We start from the raw sequence: 19,204 nt of genomic DNA, 5'->3' as shown, positions 1-19,204 counted from the left end.
GCCGGGCGGGCGGCGCGGTCCGAAGGACACGGCCCGGAGGCCCCGGGCGGCGCGGTACCGGACCGCCGTCACGGCCCGGGCGAGGCGGCGCCACCGTCGCACAGCCTCCGCAGCAGCCCGTCCAGGTCGAGACGGGTGCGCTCCCGCCCGATCGGGACCAGGCTCTCGGTGCGGGCGAGGAAGTCCCGGACCCGCCCGGCGGGGGCCCGCAGGACGACGCTGCTCCCCTCGCCGGTGAGGGTGATGAAGACGGAGTCGAGCCGCTCGTCCACGCCGGGGTGGACCGACACACTGCCGATCCCGGACCAGCCGTGCAGTCCGGTGGCGAGCAGGTCGCGGGCGAACACCCAGGTGATGGGCGTGGCGAGGTCGGTGTGGTTGTCGAGGAAGACGGCGTAGGGGTCGGCGGCGTGGTACCGCAGCCGGGCCGCGACGGAGACGGTCAGACCGGGGCAGACGGCGACCCGCAGGTCGAGCTCGACCGCGCAGCCGTCACCGGGGGCGTACTGCGCGGGGACGCGCGGGCTGTCGTACGTCATGACCGCCTCCGGGTGGGGCGCACCGCCGGAACGGCGACGCGGGCATGCAGAATCGTTTCTTCACAACCGCCACGGGCGGAAAAGTCAGGGCTCACGGCAGGAACAACGAGCCACCCGGGCTTCGGCAACCCCCGCGTCCGTCGGTCCCTCCCTGCCGTCCCTTCCTGCCGTCCCTTCCTTCCGTCCCTCCCTCCGCGCCGGACCACCCGCGCCGGACCACCCGCGCGGCCCAGGCCGACGGCGCGCCGCCCCGCGCCGGGTCCGCCCCGTCCCTAGGCTGACGCCGCAGCAGCCCCGAGCGCCGCCGCCCCCGCAGCGGCCCGCGCGCCCCCTCCCCGCCGCGACCCCAGGAACGGACCACCCCCATGCACCCTGTCGTACGCGGCGCCGGGGCCCTCGGCCTCGCCGCGGTCCTGGCCGCCGGCACGGCCGCCTGCGAGAGCGGCTCCGGCACCGCCGCCGCCTCGCCCACCGCTCCCGCCTCCTCGGGCTCCACCTCCGCCTCAGCCTCAGCCTCCGCGGGCGTCCCGCCGCTGCCGGCCTCGCTCACCGGCCAGCAGCTCGACTGGCAGCCCTGCCCGGCCCCCTCCACCGCCCAGGGCGGCGACGGCTCCGCCCCGGGCGCGCCCTGGCAGTGCGCCACCCTCAAGGCCCCGCTGGACTACACGAAGCCCGACGGGCAGACCATCGACCTGGCCCTGATCCGGGCCGTGGCCACCGGCACCGGCGGGCAGTCCCGGATCGGCTCGCTGATCTACAACTTCGGCGGCCCCGGCGGCTCCGGCGTCGCCACCCTGCCCGCCCTCGCCAAGGACTACGCCGACCTCAACGCCCGCTACGACCTGGTGAGTTTCGACCCGCGCGGGGTCGGCAACAGCGCGGGCGTACGGTGCCTGGACGACGCCGCCACCGACGCCTCCGCCGCCGTCGACGGCTCGCCCGACGACCAGGCCGAGACCACCGCGCTCGACGCGGCCAACACCGCCTACGTCGCCGCCTGCGAGCAGAACTCCGGGGCCGTCCTGCCCCACGTCGACACCGTCTCGGCCGCCCGCGACCTCGACCTGATGCGCCAGGTGCTCGGCGACGCGAAACTGCACTACTTCGGCATCTCCTACGGCACCGAACTCGGCGGCGTCTACGCCCACCAGTACCCGGGCAACGTCGGCCACCTGGTGATGGACGCCGTCGTCGACCCGACCAAGGACCCGGAGCAGAACGCGCTCGCCCAGGCCAAGGGCTTCCAACTCGCCCTGGAGAACTTCATGAAGGCGTGCGCCGCGCAGGCCGGACCGTCCTGCCCGACCGGCCAGGGCGGCGAGGAGGGCACCCGGCGGATCACCGACCTGCTGACCGCTCTCGACGCCGCCCCGCTTCCCACCGACGGCTCCCGCAAGCTGACCCAGGACCTCGCGGTCACCGGCATCGCCGCCGCGCTCTACAACCCGAACTCCTGGAACGCCCTCTCCGTCGGGCTCCAGGAGGCGATGCAGGGCGGCACCGGCACCACCCTGCTCGCGCTCGCCGACGCCTACACCGGCCGCGACCAGCAGGGCCACTACAGCAACCAGTCCGCCGCCAACCGGGCGATCAGCTGCGCCGACGACAGGTCCCGCTACACCGCCGCCGACGTGCAGGGGCTGCTGCCCGCGTTCCGCCAGGCCTCTCCGGTGTTCGGCGACTTCACCGCCTGGGGCCTGACCTCCTGCACCGGCTGGCCGGTGCAGGGCGGCGCCGACCTCCCCGAGGTGTCCGCGCCGGGCTCGGCGCCGATCGTCGTCATCGGCAACACCGGCGACCCGGCCACCCCGTACGAGGGCGCCGGGGCGATGGTGCGGCAACTCGGCCCGGGCGTCGGGGTCGAGGTCACCCTCCAGGGCCAGGGCCACGGCGGCTACGACTCCGGCAACGCCTGCCTCAAGCAGGCCGTCGACCAGTACCTGCTGGCCGACAAGGTGCCGGCCGAGGGCACCACCTGCGCGTAGTCCGGGTCCTGGGACCGGCCGGTCGCCGGTCGGTCCGCCCCCGTCGGGGCTGCCCGGTGCCCCCGCGGGCGACGGCCCGGAGCGGCCCGCCCCCGGCACCGTCTGCACCTGGATCCACCAACCCCCCACCCCGGACGGCGACTTCGCGGCACGGCACCCTACCGTGGGCCCCGGAAAGGGGACCACATGACCGCCCAACCGCCACCGCCGCAGGGAAACCGCCGCCTCCTCGACCCCGCGCGACCGTTCCCCGAACGGGTCGCCCGGCTGGTCCGGGACTGGGAGGACGACGGCCGGGCCCGCTACCGCCTGGTCGACGGGCGGCCGTTGCTCGCCCTCTACTGCTGGCACCTGGACGCCGCCCGGCGCGGCACCACCGAGGACGACCCGGCGACCGCGGCGTACATCGCCGCGGCCTTCGCCGCCAACGGCGGCGCCGACGGGTGGGACGCGCTGCTGCGCGAACGGGCCGACTGTGCCTGCCACGGGCAGAGTTGGCGACTGGAGAACATCTCGGTCTGTCTCGGCTGCCTGCGCTACGTGTGCTATCAGGTCGAGGGGCCCTGCTGTCCCGGCGCCCGCATCGTGGGCTGAGCCGTCACAGCGCCGGGCCGGAAGCCCCCGTGCGCACCCGCTCCCCCGTCAGGAGCCGGGCCAGCAGCGCGGCGGGCCCCTCCGGCAGCGCGCCGTGCACCAGCTCCGTCCGGTGCACCAGCCGGGGAGCCCGGACCGGCACCGCCGCCACGTCCGGCACCCCGGCCAGGGCGGTGGCGGGCAGCAGCGCCAGCCCGTGCCCGGCCGCGACCAGGGCGAGCAGCCCCCGCACGTCGGTGCCCAGGTAGCGGGCCGCGGGCCGGTAGCCCTCGACACCGGCGGCGGCACTCAGCCGGGCGGCGGTCGGGGCGAGGCCCGGGGCGTCCAGCCAGTGGGCGGCGGACAGGTCGGCGAGCGCCAGGCCGGGGCGTCCGGCGAGCGGGTGCCCGACCGGCAGGGCGACGACGAGCGGTTGTTCGGCGACGGCGACGGTGGCGAGCGGGCCGACGTCGGGCAGCGGGAGCGGGTCGCTGGGCGCGGCCGGGCCGTCGACGAGCGCGAGATCGACCTCGCCGGTCGCGACCTCGGCCGGCAGGACGCCCTGGGCGACCACCCGCACCGTCAGGTCCACCGCCGGATGCGCCCGGCGCACCTCGGCGAGCGCGCGCCCCAGTTCCGCTCCGACCGCCAGCGGGGTGGCACCGACCGTGAGCCGGGCGCTCGCGGCACCCGCGAGGCGTGCGATGTCGGCGCGCGCCGCATCGATCCTCAGCAGCAGTGCGGAGGCGTGCTCCAGCAACCGTTCACCGGCACCGGTGGGCCCGACCGGACGGCGGTGGAGCACGGCGGTGCCGAGATCCGCCTCCAGTGCCGCGATCTGCTGGGAGACGGCGGACTGGGTGTAGCCGAGTTCGCGGGCCGCCTCGGAGAACGAGCCCAGCCGGGCCACCGTGACGAAGGTGCGCAGCTGCTGCGGCTCCATCTGCCATCACATCCACTGATCGAGGGGTAAGCAATCATCGTTGGCGCTGATGCCGCGTCGGCGGTCAGGATAACCGCATGACGCATCCCTCCTCCCGCCTGGCCCTGGTCGGCGACCGCTCCGCCGCCGTCCGCTCGCACGCCCGCATCCCGGGGCTGCTCGACGCGCTCGCCGCCCGCGAGCACCTCGTCCTGGACGCCTACTGGATCCCCACCGAGGACGCCGCGGCCCCCGGCGCGCTCGACGGCTTCGACGCGGTCTGGCTGCTGCCCGGCAGTCCGTACCGCAGCGAGGACGGCGCGGTCGCCGCCGTCCGCACCGCCCGCGAGCGGCGCATCCCCTTCCTCGGCACCTGCGCCGGCTTCCAGCACGCGGTGCTGGAGTACGCCCGGAACGTCTGCGGCATCGACGGTGCCGCGCACGGCGAGAGCAACCCGGAGGAGACGGACCGGGTGATCGTGCCGCTCACCTGTTCCCTGGTGGGGCACGAGGGCGCCGTCCGGCTGACCCCCGGCTCGCTGGCCGAACGGGTGCTCGGCGCGCCGCGCACCGTGGAGCGGTACCACTGCGCGTACGGGCTGAACGACGGCTACCTGGAACGGCTGCGCGCGGGCGGTCTGCGGTTCACCGGCGCGGACTACGCGGGCGAGCAGCGGATCCTGGAGCTGCCGGAGCAGGACCACCCGTTCTTCCTGGCCTCGCTGTTCCAGCCGGAGCTGGCCGGGGACGGCACCCGGGCGCACCCGATGATCCGGGCCTTCGCGGCCGCGGCCGTGGCCCGCACCGCCGCGGCCTGAGCGGAGGTCGGCCCCCGTCGGGGGCCGGCGCACGCCGGGGCCCCGGGGCCGGCGGCTCAGCGACGGGCGGCCAGCCGCTCCCACGCCTCGCCGACCCGGGGGGCCAGCTCCGCCAGCGATCCGCTGTTGTCGATCACCAGATCGGCGATCGCCAGCCGGTCCGCCCGGCTCGCCTGGGCGGCCATCCGGGCCCGGGCCTCGTCCTCGGTCATGCCGCGCAGCCGCACCAGCCGGTCGATCCGCACCTCGTCCGCCGCGTCGACGACCACGACCAGGTCGTACAGCGGGCCGAGCCCGTTCTCGGCCAGCAGCGGCACGTCGTGCACCACCACCGCGTCCGGCGCGGCCGCCGACTCCAGCTCGGCGGACCGCGCCCGGACCAGCGGGTGGACGATCGCGTTCAGCGCCTTCAGCCGCTCCGGGTCGGCGAAGACGACCGCGCCGAGGGCGGGCCGGTCCAGCGAGCCGTCCGCCGCGAGCACGCCCGGGCCGAACTCGGCGGCCACGGCCGCCAGGCCGGGCGTCCCGGGGGCGACCACCTCGCGGGCGATCACATCGGAGTCCACGATCACCGCGCCGTGGGCGGCGAGCAGCCGCGACACCTCGCTCTTGCCCGCGCCGATGCCGCCCGTCAGTCCGATCTTCAGCATGGCGTCAGGCTACCGGCGCGCACCGCCCTCCCGTCACCCCGGGCCGCCCGGTCACCCGCCCCGGGGCCCCGGGCGCCGCCCCGGCCCCCTGCCCCCGGGCCCCTGGCCCCTGAGACTCACCCCACGTCGAGGCTCTCGCCCTCGCCCAGGGTGCGCAGCTCCGCGCCACCCGGGCCGCCCGGGCCGATCAGCCGGGTGTGCACGGCGAGGCCGACCGGGCTGAGCACCGCGTCGTGCACCGGCACCGCCTGCCGCGCCCCGGCCTCGCGGACGTAGTCGACGAGCTCGCCGACCTTGGTCCACGGCGCGGCGATCGGCAGCAGCAGGGTGTCCACCGGTCCCGGCGGGACGAGCAGCGCGTCACCGGGGTGGAACAGCCGCCCGTCGAACAGGAAGCCGATGTTCCGCACCAGCGGGATGTCCGGATGGATGACGGCGTGCCACTCGCCGTGCACCGAGACCGGGATCCCGCCGAGGTCGAAGGCGTCGCCCTCGCCGACCGCCGCCACCCGCCGGCCGACCCCGTCCAGCTTCCCGGCCACGTCCTTGTTGGTCCACACCCGCAGCTCCGGGTCCGCCTCCAGGGCGGCCCGCAGCCGGGCCTCCTCGAAGTGGTCGACGTGCTCGTGGGTGATCAGGACGGCGTCCGCACCGGCCAGGGCGGCGGGGTCGGTGAACGATCCGGGGTCGACGACCACGGTCGTCCCCCCGTGCTCGAGGCGTACACAGGCATGTCCGAACTTGGTGATCCGCATGGGGTGAACATACAGCAGAACTGCACAGTTCTGCTGTAGATCTTCGGGGTAGGCTTCTCCCGTGAACAGCCCGCACCCCGAGACCCTCGAACTCGCCGCCGACCTGCGCGGCGCCATCGGCGAACTGGTCCGCGCACTGCGCCCCGACGACGCGCTGCCGCAGAACCAGGCCGGCGTCCTCGGTCTGCTGGTCCGCGACGACCGCGCCCGCACCGTCGCCGAACTGGCCGTCCTCCAGCGCGTCCGGCACCAGTCGATGGCCCGCACGGTCGCACTGCTCACCGAGGCCGGCCTGGTCACCCAGCAGCCGCACACCACCGACCGCCGCAAACTGCTGGTCACCGCCACCGAGGCCGGCCGCGCCGCCCTGTACGAGCAGCGCGCCCGCCGCGAGGCACGGATCGCCTCGGCGATCGAGGCCCGCCTCAGCCCCGACGAGCGCGAGACCCTGCGCAGCGCCGTCGCCCTGCTCCGCCGCCTGCCCTGACCGCGGGCGGACCCCGACGCCGCCCCGCTTCCTCGCCGAGCCCGCCCCCTCGCCGCACCCGCCCCCCGCCGAGCCCGCCCCCTCGCCGAGCCCGCCCCGGGAGCTACGAGGCCGTGCCGACCAGTTCCTCCGCCGGACGCTGCGCCGGCAGCACGGCCGGGGCCAGCTCCGGCAGCTCGACGTGCTCGCTCAGCCCGAACCGGTCGTGCAACCGCCGCAGCGGGCGCGGCGCCCACCAGTTGAACTCGCCGAAGAAGCTCATCGCGGCCGGCACCAGCAGACAGCGGACCAGGGTCGCGTCGACCGCGACGGCGACGGCCAGCGCGATGCCCATCTGCTTGACCATCAGCATGTCGCCGAGGGCGAAGCCGGCGAAGACGATCACCATCAGCAGCGCCGCCGAGGTGATGATCCGACCGCTGCGCTGGACGCCCAGCTCCACCGCCCGGGTACAGCTGTGCCCCTTGTCCCGCAGCTCCTTGATCCGGGCCAGCAGGAAGACCTCGTAGTCCATCGACAGCCCGAAGGCGAACGCGAACACCAGGACCGGGATGAAGGTCTCCAGCCCGCCGGTCGGACTGAAGCCGAGCAGCCCGCTGAACCAGCCGTCCTGGAACACCAGGGTCAGCGCGCCGAGCGAGGCGCCCAGCGAGAGCAGGTTCATCAGCAGGGCCTTGACCGGCATCACCACCGAGCCGGTCATCAGGAAGAGCAGGACCAGGGTCCCGAGCGCCACCAGGCCGAGCGCGATCGGCCCCCGGGTGAGCAGTTCGTCCTGGAAGTCGACCACCGAGGCCGCCCCGCCGGTCACCTGGGTGGTCAGCCCGCCCCGGTCCGCGCGCAGCTCCTTGACGACCTGCTTGGCCTCCGCGCCCTGCGGGTCGCCGTGCACCAGGACGTCGACGGTGGAGACGGTGTCGCTCACCGGGGTGACGGCCCGCACCCCGCTGACGCCGGGCAACTGGGCCACCACGTCGTCCGCGTAGGCCTGGGCGACCGTCGCACCGCTCTGCACCACCACCGTGATCGGGGCGGCCGAGGCCTGCGGGAAGCGCTGGTCGACGGTCTCGGCGACCTGCCGGCCCGCCGAGGAGGCGGGCAGCACGGCGGCACCGGAGTTGCGCATCTCGGCGTGCAGGAACGGCGCCCCGGCGGCCATCAGCACCCCGGTGCAGACCAGTGCGACCAGCACGGCCCGCTTGCGGACCCGGCGCACGGTCCGGCTGAAGAAACCCTCGTCGGGGACGGGCGCAGCGGGTGTCCTGATCCGGCGCCCGGCGAAGCCGAGCAGCGCGGGCACCAGCGTCAGCGCGGCGGCCACCGCGATCACCACGACGCTCACCCCGGCCGCGGCGACCGCCCCGAGCACCGGACTGGTGAAGACGAACAGCCCGGACAGGGCGACGGCGACGGTCAGTCCGGAGAAGGCGACGGTGCGCCCGGCGGTGGCGGCGGTCCGCTCCACGGCGGCGGAGATCGACGCTCCGTGCCCGCGTTCCTCGCGGAAACGATTCACCATGAGCAGCGCGTAGTCGATCGAGAGTCCGAGCCCCAGCACGGTGGCGATCGGCAGCACACTGGTGTCGATGTCCATGATCCTGCTGAAGCCGAACATGGCCAGCAGCGCCCCGCCCACCGAGGCGACGGCCCCGATCACCGGCAGGCTCGCGGCGGCCAGGCCGCCGAACACCAGGACCATCACGATCAGGGTGAGCGGCAGGGTCACGATCTCGCCGAAGCGGGTGTCCTTCTCGGTCTGCTTCTTGACCTCGTCCTGGAGCACGAGGTCCCCGCCGACGGTCACCTTGCCACCACCGGGCCGGACTTCGGCGCCGATCGCGGCCAGCCGCTGGTTCACGGCGCCGGCCTGCGCGGAGGTGCTGCTGTCCGCCATCCGCACCGAGACCAGGCTCGCGTTGCCGTCGGCCGAGCGGAGCGCCCCGGAACCCGGGCCGGGGCCGTAGGCGTCGACCACCGAGGAGACCCCGGGCAGGGCCGCGATCTCGGCGGTGGCCCGGGTGACGGCGTCGCGCACGGCGGTGTCGTCCACGGAGCGGCCGTCCACCACGGCGGTGACGGTGCCCCGGGCCGGGTCGGCGGCGGCGACGACCGCGCTGCCCCGGTCCGCCTCGGCGGAGGCGGAGGAGGCGCCGGCCACCGTGCCCTCGAAGACCCGGCCGCCGATCAGCACGCCTATGACCAGGACGACCGCCCAGAACCCGAGGACCCAGCGCCGCTGCCGGTAGCAGAACCGGCCGAGGGCGGCGAGACGTCCGGCGACCCGGGGGTCGGCGGACGTACCGGCGTCGGGGACGAGGGGGGAAGCGGGGGTCACGGCAGAGCGACGGCGCATATGCGTGGGGTGCCTAGCGTGCGGGGCCGGGTGAGCGACCCATCGGGCAACTCCCCCCAAGGTAGGCCCCAGGTCCCGAATCACCCATAGGCATCCGATGAGCCCCTAATCACAAAAATACGGCCCATAAAGAACACATAATGAAGGCCGAAAAACAATGGACCCCGCTCGGAAACCGAGCGGGGTCCATCGATGACGCCGGGTTCTGATCAGCCGGAGCTAATCAGCCACAGCGGCGGGGTCAGAGCTTCAGCTCTGGCCACCGGCCAGCTTCTCGCGCAGGGCGGCCAGGGCCTCGTCCGAGGCCAGGGCGCCCGAGCCCTCGTCGCTGCTGGACGAGTAGGAGCCACCGGCCGCGGCGGCAACGGCGTCGCCACCCTCGGCAGCGGCCTCCGCGTCGGCCTCGCGGCTCTTGATGACCTGGGCCTGGTGCTGCTCGAAGCGGGTCTGGGCCTCGGCGTACTGCCGCTCCCACTCCTCGCGCTGCTTCTCGAAGCCGGGCAGCCAGTCGTTCGCCTCGGGGTCGAAGCCCTCCGGGTAGATGTAGTTGCCCTGGTCGTCGTACGACGCGGCCATGCCGTAGAGGGTCGGGTCGAACTCGACCTCGGCCGGGTTGGCACCCAGCGCCTCGTTGGCCTGCTTCAGCGAGAGGCTGATGCGGCGACGCTCGAGGTCGATGTCGATGACCTTGACGAAGATCTCGTCGCCGACCTGGACGACCTGCTCCGGGATCTCGACGTGGCGCTCGGCCAGCTCGGAGATGTGGACCAGACCCTCGATGCCCTCGTCCACGCGGACGAACGCACCGAACGGAACCAGCTTGGTGACCTTACCCGGAACGACCTGGCCGATCTGGTGGGTACGGGCGAACTGCTGCCACGGGTCCTCCTGGGTCGCCTTCAGCGACAGGGAGACGCGCTCGCGGTCCATGTCCACGTCGAGAACCTCGACGGTGACCTCCTGGCCGACCTCGACAACCTCGGACGGGTGGTCGATGTGCTTCCAGGACAGCTCGGAGACGTGCACCAGGCCGTCGACGCCACCCAGGTCCACGAAGGCACCGAAGTTGACGATCGAGGAGACGACGCCGGAGCGCACCTGGCCCTTCTGCAGGGTGGTGAGGAAGGTCTGGCGGACCTCGCTCTGGGTCTGCTCCAGCCAGGCACGGCGGGACAGGACCACGTTGTTGCGGTTCTTGTCCAGCTCGATGATCTTGGCCTCGAGCTCCTTGCCCACGTAGGGCTGGAGGTCGCGGACGCGACGCATCTCGACGAGCGAGGCCGGCAGGAAGCCACGGAGGCCGATGTCGAGGATGAGACCACCCTTGACGACCTCGATGACGGTACCGGTGACGATGCCGTCCTCTTCCTTGATCTTCTCGATCGTGCCCCAGGCACGCTCGTACTGAGCGCGCTTCTTGGACAGGATGAGACGACCCTCCTTGTCCTCCTTCTGGAGAACCAGGGCCTCGATGTTGTCGCCGACGGCGACGACCTCGTGCGGGTCGACGTCGTGCTTGATCGACAGCTCGCGGGACGGGATGACGCCCTCGGTCTTGTAACCGATGTCGAGGAGGACCTCGTCACGGTCGACCTTCACGATGACGCCCTCGACGATGTCGCCATCGTTGAAGTACTTGATGGTCTCGTCGATCGCGGCCAGGAACGCCTCGGCGTCGCCGATGTCGTTCAGCGCGACCTGCGGGGTGGTGCTGAGGGAGGAGTCGGTGGGGCTCGTCATTAGGAAAAGGGCTCCGGTACGGACATGAAAGTCGTAGGTAATGCCACGCGGAGGGCCCGTATCGCTCCCACCGAAAGCCGGACAGCCAAGAACACGGAGCACCGGGAATCCCGCAGCACGGGAGAATCGGCGTCCGTCTTGCGACCGTGGGGTCTTCGACAGATGCGAGCGCGACCTGCTCCGTCCGAGGCGCGCAGGCCCGCAGCGCAACTTGTAGCATACGGGGACGGCCAGGCACGGTCAACGCCAACAACGGCAAGACGGTGGAGCCCGGCATGGAACAGGCCATATCCTCCGATTGCGCACCGCGAGGTGGCGGCCGAAGGGACCCCTTCCCCGGATGCCACCGCCGGGATCCCGGCCCTCTCGGACCGGATCGCGACAGCGGCGCTTCCGCAGACGACACCCTACGCGATGGGCCTTCTCACCGTGACCGGCACCCCCCTCCCCGAGCCCGACGATCTTGACGAGGACGGCGACGACGCGGTAAGGAGGTCCGCCGGCGCCGGCGAGAGCAGCCGTGCCAGCCGCCACTGGTGGGACCGCAACGCCGACGAGTACCAGGACGAGCACGGCGAGTTCCTCGGCGACGACCGCTTCACCTGGTGCCCCGAGGGCCTCGACGAGGCCGACGCCCGCCTGCTCGGCGAGGTCTCCGGGAAGGACGTGCTGGAGATCGGCGCCGGCGCCGCCCAGTGCTCGCGCTGGCTGACCGCCCGCGGCGCCCGCCCGGTCGCCCTCGACATCTCCTACCGCCAGCTCCAGCACTCCCGCCGGATCGACCTCGCCCGCGGCACCGCACCCGTGGCCGTGGTCCAGGCCGACGCCGCCGTCCTCCCGTTCGCCGACGGCGCCTTCGACCTCGCCTGCTCCGCCTACGGAGCCGTCCCGTTCAGCGCCGACACCGAGGCCCTGATGCGCGAGGTGCACCGGGTGCTGCGGCCCGGCGGGCGCTGGGTCTTCTCGGTCACCCACCCGATCCGCTGGGCCTTCCCCGACGAACCCGGCGTCGAGGGCCTCACCGCGGTCTCCTCCTACTTCGACCGCACCCCGTACGTGGAGGAGGACGAACAGGGCCGCGCCAGCTACGTCGAGCACCACCGCACCCTCGGCGACCGGGTCCGCGAACTCGTCGCCGCCGGCTTCCGGCTGGTCGACCTCGTCGAGCCCGAGTGGCCGGAGGGGCACGAGCAGGACTGGGGCGGCTGGTCCCCGCTGCGCGGGCGGCTCATCCCCGGCACCGCGATCTTCGTCGCCGAACGGGGCTGACACCTTGCCACTCGACCGATCAGCAGGGGCGGCCTGGCGCGACCTGCCGGTCCGCACCGCCCTGCCCGCGCTGCACGAGGCGCTGGACGGGCCCGGCACCGCCGTGCTCGCCGCACCGCCCGGCACCGGCAAGACCACCCTGGTGCCGCTCGCCCTCGCCGGACTGCTCGACGACGGCCGGCCCGTCCGCCGGGTGCTGGTCGCCGAACCGCGCCGGCTCGCCGTCCGGGCCGCCGCCCACCGGATGGCCTGGCTGCTCGGCTCCTCCGTGGGCCGCGAGGTCGGGTACACCGTGCGCGGCGAGCGCCGCGTCGGCCCGGGGACCGCGGTCGAGGTGGTCACCACCGGCGTGCTGCTGCAACGCCTCCAGCGCGACCAGGAGCTGCCCGGCGTCGACGTCGTCGTGCTCGACGAGTGCCACGAACGCCACCTGGACGCCGACACCGCGCTCGCCTTCCTGCTCGACGTCCGCGCCGCCCTGCGGCCCGAGCTGCGGATCGTCTGCGCCTCCGCCACCTCCGACACCGCGGCCTGGGCCGAACTCCTGGACGGCGCGCCGGTGGTCGAGGCGCACGGTGTCTCGCACCCGGTCGAGGTGGTGTGGGCGCCGCCGCCGCGCGCCGTCCGGCCCGCGCACGGCACCCGGGTGGACTTCGCCCTGCTCGACCACGTCGCGGCGACGGTGCGGCGGGCCCTGGACGAACGCGAGGGGGACGTGCTCTGCTTCCTGCCCGGTGTCGGCGAGATCGCCCGGGTCGCCGGGCAGTTGGGCGGGGCACCGGCCGAGGTGCTGCAACTGCACGGGCGTGCGCCGCAGACCGTGCAGGACGCCGCGCTCACCCCCTCCGCCTCCCGCCGCGTCGTCCTGTCCACCGCCGTCGCCGAGTCCTCGCTCACCGTGCCCGGGGTCCGGATCGTGGTCGACGCCGGACTCGCCCGGGAACCCCGCACCGACCACGCCCGGGGGCTCGCCGCCCTGGTCACCGTCCGCGCCTCGCTCGCCGCCGCCCGCCAGCGCGCCGGCCGCGCGGGCCGCGAGGCGCCCGGCACCGTCTACCGCTGCTGGCACGAGGCCGAGGACGCCCGCGCCGCCCGCTTCCCGACCCCCGAGATCGCGCTCGCCGACCTGACGTCGTTCGCCCTCCGGGCGGCCGTGTGGGGCGACCCGGACGCCACCGGACTCGCCCTGCCCGACCGCCCGCCGGCGGGCGCGATGGCCGCCGCCCGGGAGACGCTGCTCGCCCTCGGGGCGGTGGACGCGGACGGCCGGGCGACGGAGCGCGGCGGGCGGCTCGCCCGCACCGGGCTGCACCCGCGGCTGGCCCGTGCCCTGGTCGACGGCGCGCCCGCCGTGGGGGCCCGGCGGGCGGCCGAGGTGGTCGCGCTGCTCTCCGAGGAGCCGCCGCGGGCGCTGGGGGACGACCTCGGCGCGGTGTGGCGCGCGGTGAAGGCCTCCCGCGACCCCTACGCGGGCCGCTGGCGCGACGAAGTCCGCCGCCTGCTGCGCGCCACCTCCGACGAACCCGCCACCGCGCTGGACGACGCCACCGCCGTCGGCCTCGTCGTCGCCCTGGCCTTCCCCGAACGAATCGCCCGCGCGAGGGTCGAGCGGCCCGAACCCGGCCAGCGCAGCCCGTACCTGATGGCCTCGGGCACCGCCGCCGAACTCGCCCCCGGCACCACCCTGGGCTCACTCCCCTGGCTCGCCGTCGCGGCGGCCGACCGCCCGGCCGGCGCGCACTCGGCCCGGATCCTGCACGCCGCCGCCCTCGACGAGGAGACCGCCCTGCTCGCCGGCGCGCCGCTCCTCGCCTCCCGCGCCGAGGTCCACTGGGACACCCGTCACGGCGAGGTCGTCTCCCGCCGGGTCGAAGCCCTCGGCGCCGTCGAACTCGCCGAGAAGCCACTCGAGCGCCCCGACGCCGCTCTCGTCCGGGCGGCCGTCCTCGAAGGCCTCACCCGCGAGGGCGTGAGCGCCCTGCTGACCTTCCCGTCCAACCTGCGCGAACGCCTCGCCTTCCTCCACACTGCCATCGGCAACCCCTGGCCCGACGTCTCCGATTCCGCCCTGCTGGAACGCGCCGAGGAGTGGCTGGAACCCGAGCTGTCCCGAGCCCGCCGCCGCGCCGACCTGGCGAGGATCAACACGACCGACGCCCTGCAACGCCTGCTCCCCTGGGCGAGCGGCCAGGCCGGCCGCCTCGACGAGTTGGCCCCCGAACGCATCACCGTGCCCACCGGCTCGAAGATCCGGGTCGACTACGGCACCGGGCGCCCCGTGCTGTCGGTGAAGTTGCAGGAGCTCTTCGGCTGGAAGGCCGCCCCGGCCCTGGCCGGCGGACGCGTCCCGCTCACCGTGCAGTTGTTGTCCCCCGCCGGCCGCCCCGCCGCCGTCACCGGTGATCTGGAGGGTTTCTGGAAGAACGGCTATCACGCCGTCAGGGCGGATCTCCGGGGCCGCTACCCCCGCCACCCCTGGCCCGAGGACCCGACCACGGCCGAGCCGACCAGGCGCACCAACGCCAGGAAGTAGCCGGGGAGTCCCCCGTCCGCCGAAGCGCGGCTAACGCACCACGGGGATCGCGCCGGAGCGCCAGTCGGCCAACCGCCTGCGGATGTTCGGGCGCATCGGCAGCCCGTCCGTCCCGTCCGGCGCGAACCACGCCACTTCGTGGGACTCGCCGGACACCCGCAACTCCCCGCCGAGCGGGCGCCCGAGAAGGCAGACGGAGAACTCCTGGCGGACCTCGCCGTCGTCGTACGCGAAGACATGACGGGGATCGGTGTAGGTACCGACGATCCCGGTGATCTCGATCTCGATGCCGGTCTCCTCCCACGTCTCCCGGACAGCGCACCCGGCGATCGACTCACCGATCTCCATCACGCCGCCCGGCAGGGCCCACATCCCGTTGTCGGTGCGGCGCTGGAGGAGGACACGGCCCGCGTCGTCGACCACGACGACCGAGGCCGCCGGGACGAGGGAGTTGACCTCCGGGGCGTCCGGATCGTCCTCGTAGTCACGCCTGGCCACAACCACCCGCCTCCGTCGGCCGCCCCGGACCCACCCGGAGCGGACAGCCCGTACGCACGACTACCACGCCTCCGCCGGAAAGCCGAGCACGGACGCGCCCCCTGCCTCGCCGCCGCGCCCGCCGAGCACCGCGCCCGCCGGGGCGGCCGTGCCCCCACGCACGGCCGCCCCGGCCCCGGAGAGCACTTTGCAAAGCACTTTGCAAAGTGCCAGCAGGACTTTGCAAAGTGCTCTGAACCCCCGTTTTCCCTGCCTCGGGTGGACTTTGCAAAGTCTCACCAGACTTTGCAAAGTCCACCCGCCCACCCGCCACCCACCCATGACCTGCGCACCGTCACCCGCCACCGGACCCGAGCCACCCTCAGGTGGGCGCTCCGCGCAGGAAGTCGACCCGGCCGACTTCCTGCGCGGCCACCGAGTTGCATCGACGCCGTACTCGCGGTCGATCTCGACGCCCGGGCCGACGCGAAGTGGCCCGACGTCCCCTTCCCGTGGGAAGTCGGCCGGTCCGACTTCCCACGCGAGGCGCTCGACCCGAGAGCGGCTCCGGCGCTCAGGCCGTCAGCCCGACGACGGTGGTCCGGTCGGCACCCAGGCCGCCCTCCGCCGGCTCGGTGCAGACGCCTTCGCTGTCGATCCGGCCGGTCGCCATCACCCCGCCCCGCCCGGTGGAACACCAACTCCCCACCCACCGACACACCGTGCGTCCAGCGCGGGGAGAGCCTTCCGCCGGCCGGGCCGACGAAGGGTCCCGCCTCTTCCTGTCGCTGTCGGACCGTCGTCGGCCCGATGGAAGAGCAGTCCCCCGGGCATGCTTCCTCCTCGGCCGGAGGGCAGGGGCGCGCCCCACGCTACGCCGTCCCGGAGGGTGCGGACCACCAGGTCGAGGGGGCCGCGACCGTGTACCCCAGCGACTCGTACAGCGGCCTGCCCAGCTTCGAGGCGGTGAGGGTGGCCGGGAGGTCCGCCACCCCGGCGAGGGCACCGAGCATGACGGCCCGGCCCACGCCGCGCGAGCGGAAGGACGCGGAGGTGGCGATCCAGTAGTGGCTGGCGACGCCGCCGGCCACGACGCTCACGCCGGCGCCCGCGGTGACACCGTCGATCGAGGCGAGGAACACGTCCACACCCGGGTGTTCGACCAGCGCCTCCGGGAAGAGCTCACCGGGGCGGTGGGGCTCGAAGCCGTCCAGCTCGAAACCCTCGATCACGACCCGCTCGGCCGCCCGGAGGTCCTCGGGGTTCCGGACCCGGACCACGTCCAGTGCCGGGGCGTCGACGGGGCCGGGCGGGCGCAGCATGACCGGCATCTGCCAGGTGCGCATGCCCAGGTGGCCCAGGTCCGTCGAGCTGAACGGGTCCTCGACGGTCACCGGCCCGACAGCCCGGCGGAGCAGCTCGCCCACCTCGGCGACCTCGTCCGGGTCGAGGTCGGGCTCCTGGATCAGGATCCGCAGGCCCGCGCGCTCGTCACCGGCCACGGCGAGGAGACCGCGGCGCCGGATCACCTCGTGTCCCCGGCTCCGGCCGGTCGCCGCCCAGAAGGCGGCGGAGTTGCGGGCCTGGAGCAGCGGTGCCGCGGCCGGGGAGGCGGGCCGGTCGGTCGAGTCGGATTCCATGGTCATCGTGCCCACGGTAGTACGAAACCGACTCCGCGACACGGGTTGATCAATGGTGGCCGGGCCGGCGGAGTGCGGCGACGCGCTGCGCCGGCCCGGCCTGTCGGGACGTCAGAGCTGGCTGACCCAGTAGGGCTCGACGGTCATCCAGCCGTTGCCCCGGGCACCGTTGAGCTGGCCGGTGCTGGTGCGGGCGAGGGTGTACCAGGACTCCACGTAGTCCGGGTCGTCGGTCCACCAGGACGAGGGCAGCGCCGCGAGGACGGCGTTGACCAGCGGGATGTAGGCGCCCTGGTCGGCGATGGTGAGCAGGACGGCGGCGACGGCCTGGGCGAGGGCCAGGTAGTTGGTGTCGCCGTCGTCCTCCATCAGGACGACGTCGGCCAGGTTGTACTTGTAGTTCGACCAGTTGACCAGGATCTGGTTCGGGTAGTAGGTCGTGCCGTCGTACTGGAGGTACGGCATGGCGACCGAGTCGACGCGGACCTTGCCGTCCTGGCCGAAGCCGGAGACCAGGCTGAACATCTCGGCGGCGCCCTTGAACCAGGGCTCCTCGTCGTCGTTCACCCGGACGGAGGTGATCTTGGTGCCCCACCAGCCGGCGGCCTGGACCGCGGCCGGGGCCGACGCGGCGGAGCCGACGCCGCGGGCGGCCAACTCCCGCTGGAGCAGGTCGATCCCGGCGTTCAGCGCCTTGGCCGTGTCGATGTCGACCAGGTAGACCGGGCGGGTGGGCAGGGTGGCCGCGTCGAGGGCGCGGGCCCGGCCGGCGGTGTCGTAGGCGCGGACGGTGCGGGCGTGCTCGTCGGTGCCGGCGGTGGCCACCAGCGGCGCGGCGCCGGCGTCCAGGGCGGCCCGCATCGACGGGTCTGCCAGCTGGACCCGCAGCAGCGGGCCGAGGTCGGCGCCGAGGCCCTTGGCGGCGGCGACGCCGAGGTCCGCGCGGGCGGTGGTGGCGGCGAGACCGCGGGCGGCGGCGCCGGACAGGCCGGCGGCCAGCGGGGCGAGTTCGGCGCCGGCGGGTGCGGCGGCGGTGGCGGAGCGCAGGTGCTCGCGCAGGGCGGGGTCAGCGAGGGAGGCGGCGAGGGTGCGGGCCACCTCGTCCTCGATCGCGGTCACCTTCGAGGTGGCGGCGGGGGCGGGGGCCGGGGTCGGGGCGGCCACGGCCTGGCCCGCGCCGAGCGCGAGCAGGGGCAGGGCCGTCAGCGCGACAACGGCGCGCCGCAGGCGGGACTGGGACATGAGGGGATCTCCAGACTCGTCGGGTGAGGCGTCGGAGCGGTGGAGCGGTGGAACCGTGGAGCCGTGAGGCGTCGGAGCGGTGAGGCGTCGAAGCATCGGGAGCCGTGGGCGGTGGGGCGTCGGAGCGGGTGGTGCCGTGCCCACGATCAAGGACGGCGGCGCCATGACAAGTGAACGGCCTTCCCGACGTGGCATCAACCCCCCGGTGCCGCGGCGCCGGACCGGCGGAACCCGGCGACCGCCCGGACCCACGGACACCGGCGCGACGGCCGGCACCCCGCCGCCGACGCTCAGGACCGCTGCTCCGGCGGGGCATCGGCGGCAGGGACGACGGCGGGCGACGCGTCCGCGGGCACCGCGCCCGCGGGGGCGGCCGGGCCGGTCCGGTGAGCGGTGGACGGACGAACCGCCACGGGGATTTTCCGCGCCGTTCGCCGGGCGGCGACGGGCTCACCCGCCCCCGGAGAACCCCCCGCCCGAGTTGGCCGAGCCCGAGCCGCCGTACACCCAGCCGCCGGACGGGACCGGGGGCTTGCGCCGGACGCGGCGTTCGGTGCGGCGCACCACGCGCACGCCGGCCGGGCCGAGCAGGTCCTCCAGGGACCGGTGGAGCGCGTCGGCGTCGGTGCCCTTCGGCGCACTGTGCGGGCCCTCGCCGCCGGTCGAGGTCACCACCGTGATGGCGAGGGTGCGGGCGGCGGGCGCGGGGTCGCCCTCGTAGGGCTCCTCCACGGACTCGTCCAGCCGGACGTGCCGCAGGTCGGAGATCGGCGCCCAGGCGCCGGTGCGGGCACCCAGGACGAACCGCAGTTCGGTCGGGGCCCGGGCCGGGGCGAACTGCACCCGGCGGACCGAGCGCAGCTCGGCGACCGCGAAGAGCACCCACAGGACCAGCGCGCCGGACACCCACAGCAGCGCACAGACGGTCGCCGCGGCCGCGAAGGTGGCACCGATGATCACCGCGACCACCACCACGATCACACCGACCGGGAGGGCGACGACACCCGTGGCGGGCAGGACCACGAGGGCGCGCAGCACCAGGAGCGCGGCGGCGGGCCAGGAGCCTCCGCCCGGCTCGAACACCAGGTCCACGGTGGCCCCGTCACGGCCGGGGCGGAGCACCTCGTCGGCAGGCATACCCGCCAGGGTAGGACCGCTCCCCGGTGCCGGAAAGGCCCCGGGCGTCACTTCGACGAAGCTCCGCCCGGGGCGATTTGACGG

General features: G+C 74.5%; 16 protein-coding genes. 6 read left to right on the top strand and 10 right to left on the bottom strand.

What is annotated here, in order from left to right:
- Positions 1-68: 68 nt before the first annotated feature.
- Positions 69-539, bottom strand: a complete 471-nt coding sequence (locus tag BLU95_RS28375) for an SsgA family sporulation/cell division regulator (protein WP_093862465.1) — start codon at positions 537-539, stop codon at positions 69-71.
- Positions 540-904: 365 nt separating this feature from the next.
- Between BLU95_RS28375 and BLU95_RS28370 the strand changes: the two genes are divergently transcribed.
- Together BLU95_RS28370 and BLU95_RS28365 are read left to right on the top strand one after the other, a co-directional pair.
- Positions 905-2,524 carry an alpha/beta hydrolase gene (locus BLU95_RS28370; RefSeq protein ID WP_093862464.1) on the top strand — a complete coding sequence of 540 codons (1,620 nt, stop codon included), beginning with the start codon at positions 905-907 and terminating at the stop codon, positions 2,522-2,524.
- Between the two features lie 186 nt (positions 2,525-2,710).
- The gene (locus BLU95_RS28365; protein ID WP_093862463.1) at positions 2,711-3,118 is read left to right on the top strand and encodes a hypothetical protein; all 408 of its coding nucleotides are present in this window, start codon (positions 2,711-2,713) and stop codon (positions 3,116-3,118) included.
- Between the two features lie 4 nt (positions 3,119-3,122).
- Here BLU95_RS28365 and BLU95_RS28360 read toward each other — a convergent pair whose 3' ends face one another.
- Positions 3,123-4,040, bottom strand: a complete 918-nt coding sequence (locus tag BLU95_RS28360) for a LysR family transcriptional regulator (protein WP_093862462.1) — start codon at positions 4,038-4,040, stop codon at positions 3,123-3,125.
- Positions 4,041-4,117: 77 nt separating this feature from the next.
- On the opposite strand from BLU95_RS28360, the gene BLU95_RS28355 reads away from it, so the two are divergent.
- Complete coding sequence (locus BLU95_RS28355; protein ID WP_093862461.1) at positions 4,118-4,837, top strand: CTP synthase C-terminal region-related (seleno)protein; 720 nt, start codon at positions 4,118-4,120, stop codon at positions 4,835-4,837.
- Positions 4,838-4,893: 56 nt separating this feature from the next.
- Here the strand turns inward: BLU95_RS28355 and coaE are convergent, their stop codons facing one another.
- The gene (gene coaE, locus BLU95_RS28350; protein WP_093862460.1) at positions 4,894-5,487 is read right to left on the bottom strand and encodes a dephospho-CoA kinase; all 594 of its coding nucleotides are present in this window, start codon (positions 5,485-5,487) and stop codon (positions 4,894-4,896) included.
- A 116-nt stretch (positions 5,488-5,603) separates the two neighbouring features.
- Entirely contained in the window at positions 5,604-6,242 is a 639-nt protein-coding gene (locus tag BLU95_RS28345) for an MBL fold metallo-hydrolase (protein WP_093862459.1), read from the bottom strand.
- 61 nt (positions 6,243-6,303) lie between these two features.
- Here BLU95_RS28345 and BLU95_RS28340 point away from each other — a divergent pair, with 61 nt between their 5' ends.
- Positions 6,304-6,729 carry a MarR family winged helix-turn-helix transcriptional regulator gene (locus BLU95_RS28340; RefSeq protein ID WP_093862458.1) on the top strand — a complete coding sequence of 142 codons (426 nt, stop codon included), beginning with the start codon at positions 6,304-6,306 and terminating at the stop codon, positions 6,727-6,729.
- A 103-nt stretch (positions 6,730-6,832) separates the two neighbouring features.
- Here BLU95_RS28340 and BLU95_RS28335 read toward each other — a convergent pair whose 3' ends face one another.
- Both BLU95_RS28335 and rpsA read right to left on the bottom strand, forming a co-directional pair.
- Complete coding sequence (locus BLU95_RS28335) at positions 6,833-9,064, bottom strand: MMPL family transporter (protein ID WP_159425021.1); 2,232 nt, start codon at positions 9,062-9,064, stop codon at positions 6,833-6,835.
- Positions 9,065-9,331: 267 nt separating this feature from the next.
- Positions 9,332-10,822 (bottom strand): 30S ribosomal protein S1, encoded by a 1,491-nt coding sequence (gene rpsA, locus BLU95_RS28330; protein WP_030307517.1) that lies wholly within the window; start codon positions 10,820-10,822, stop codon positions 9,332-9,334.
- A 414-nt stretch (positions 10,823-11,236) separates the two neighbouring features.
- On the opposite strand from rpsA, the gene BLU95_RS28325 reads away from it, so the two are divergent.
- Entirely contained in the window at positions 11,237-12,091 is an 855-nt protein-coding gene (locus tag BLU95_RS28325) for a class I SAM-dependent methyltransferase (RefSeq protein WP_093862456.1), read from the top strand.
- Between the two features lie 4 nt (positions 12,092-12,095).
- Entirely contained in the window at positions 12,096-14,624 is a 2,529-nt protein-coding gene (hrpB, locus tag BLU95_RS28320) for an ATP-dependent helicase HrpB (protein WP_173862145.1), read from the top strand.
- 30 nt (positions 14,625-14,654) lie between these two features.
- Here hrpB and BLU95_RS28315 read toward each other — a convergent pair whose 3' ends face one another.
- The 4 genes from BLU95_RS28315 to BLU95_RS28300 form a co-directional block, all read right to left on the bottom strand.
- The gene (locus BLU95_RS28315; RefSeq protein WP_093862455.1) at positions 14,655-15,122 is read right to left on the bottom strand and encodes an NUDIX domain-containing protein; all 468 of its coding nucleotides are present in this window, start codon (positions 15,120-15,122) and stop codon (positions 14,655-14,657) included.
- Positions 15,123-15,973: 851 nt separating this feature from the next.
- Complete coding sequence (locus BLU95_RS28310) at positions 15,974-16,747, bottom strand: GNAT family N-acetyltransferase (RefSeq protein ID WP_093862454.1); 774 nt, start codon at positions 16,745-16,747, stop codon at positions 15,974-15,976.
- A gap of 105 nt (positions 16,748-16,852) precedes the next feature.
- Positions 16,853-17,983: a DUF3103 family protein gene (locus BLU95_RS28305; RefSeq protein WP_093862453.1), complete on the bottom strand. Its 1,131-nt coding sequence runs from the start codon at positions 17,981-17,983 to the stop codon at positions 16,853-16,855.
- Positions 17,984-18,433: 450 nt separating this feature from the next.
- A complete protein-coding gene (locus tag BLU95_RS28300) occupies positions 18,434-19,120 on the bottom strand; it encodes a hypothetical protein (RefSeq protein ID WP_093862452.1) in 687 nt (228 codons plus the stop codon).
- Positions 19,121-19,204: the final 84 nt, after the last annotated feature.

The organism is Streptomyces sp. TLI_053, assembly GCF_900105395.1.
Taxonomy (GTDB): Bacteria; Actinomycetota; Actinomycetes; order Streptomycetales; family Streptomycetaceae; genus Kitasatospora.
Note: the sequence above shows the minus strand (reverse complement) of the source record. Positions and strands in the feature narration are given on the sequence as shown.

Excerpts from the sequence above, each read along its gene's own strand:
- BLU95_RS28375 (WP_093862465.1), bottom strand. The coding sequence starts at position 539 with ATGACGTACGACAGCCCGCGCGTCCCCGCGCAGTACGCCCCCGGTGAC.
- BLU95_RS28370 (WP_093862464.1), top strand. The coding sequence starts at position 905 with ATGCACCCTGTCGTACGCGGCGCCGGGGCCCTCGGCCTCGCCGCGGTC.
- BLU95_RS28365 (WP_093862463.1), top strand. The coding sequence starts at position 2,711 with ATGACCGCCCAACCGCCACCGCCGCAGGGAAACCGCCGCCTCCTCGAC.
- BLU95_RS28360 (WP_093862462.1), bottom strand. The coding sequence starts at position 4,040 with ATGGAGCCGCAGCAGCTGCGCACCTTCGTCACGGTGGCCCGGCTGGGC.
- BLU95_RS28355 (WP_093862461.1), top strand. The coding sequence starts at position 4,118 with ATGACGCATCCCTCCTCCCGCCTGGCCCTGGTCGGCGACCGCTCCGCC.
- coaE (WP_093862460.1), bottom strand. The coding sequence starts at position 5,487 with ATGCTGAAGATCGGACTGACGGGCGGCATCGGCGCGGGCAAGAGCGAG.
- BLU95_RS28345 (WP_093862459.1), bottom strand. The coding sequence starts at position 6,242 with ATGCGGATCACCAAGTTCGGACATGCCTGTGTACGCCTCGAGCACGGG.
- rpsA (WP_030307517.1), bottom strand. The coding sequence starts at position 10,822 with ATGACGAGCCCCACCGACTCCTCCCTCAGCACCACCCCGCAGGTCGCG.
- BLU95_RS28325 (WP_093862456.1), top strand. The coding sequence starts at position 11,237 with ATGGGCCTTCTCACCGTGACCGGCACCCCCCTCCCCGAGCCCGACGAT.
- BLU95_RS28310 (WP_093862454.1), bottom strand. The coding sequence starts at position 16,747 with ATGACCATGGAATCCGACTCGACCGACCGGCCCGCCTCCCCGGCCGCG.
- BLU95_RS28305 (WP_093862453.1), bottom strand. The coding sequence starts at position 17,983 with ATGTCCCAGTCCCGCCTGCGGCGCGCCGTTGTCGCGCTGACGGCCCTG.
- BLU95_RS28300 (WP_093862452.1), bottom strand. The coding sequence starts at position 19,120 with ATGCCTGCCGACGAGGTGCTCCGCCCCGGCCGTGACGGGGCCACCGTG.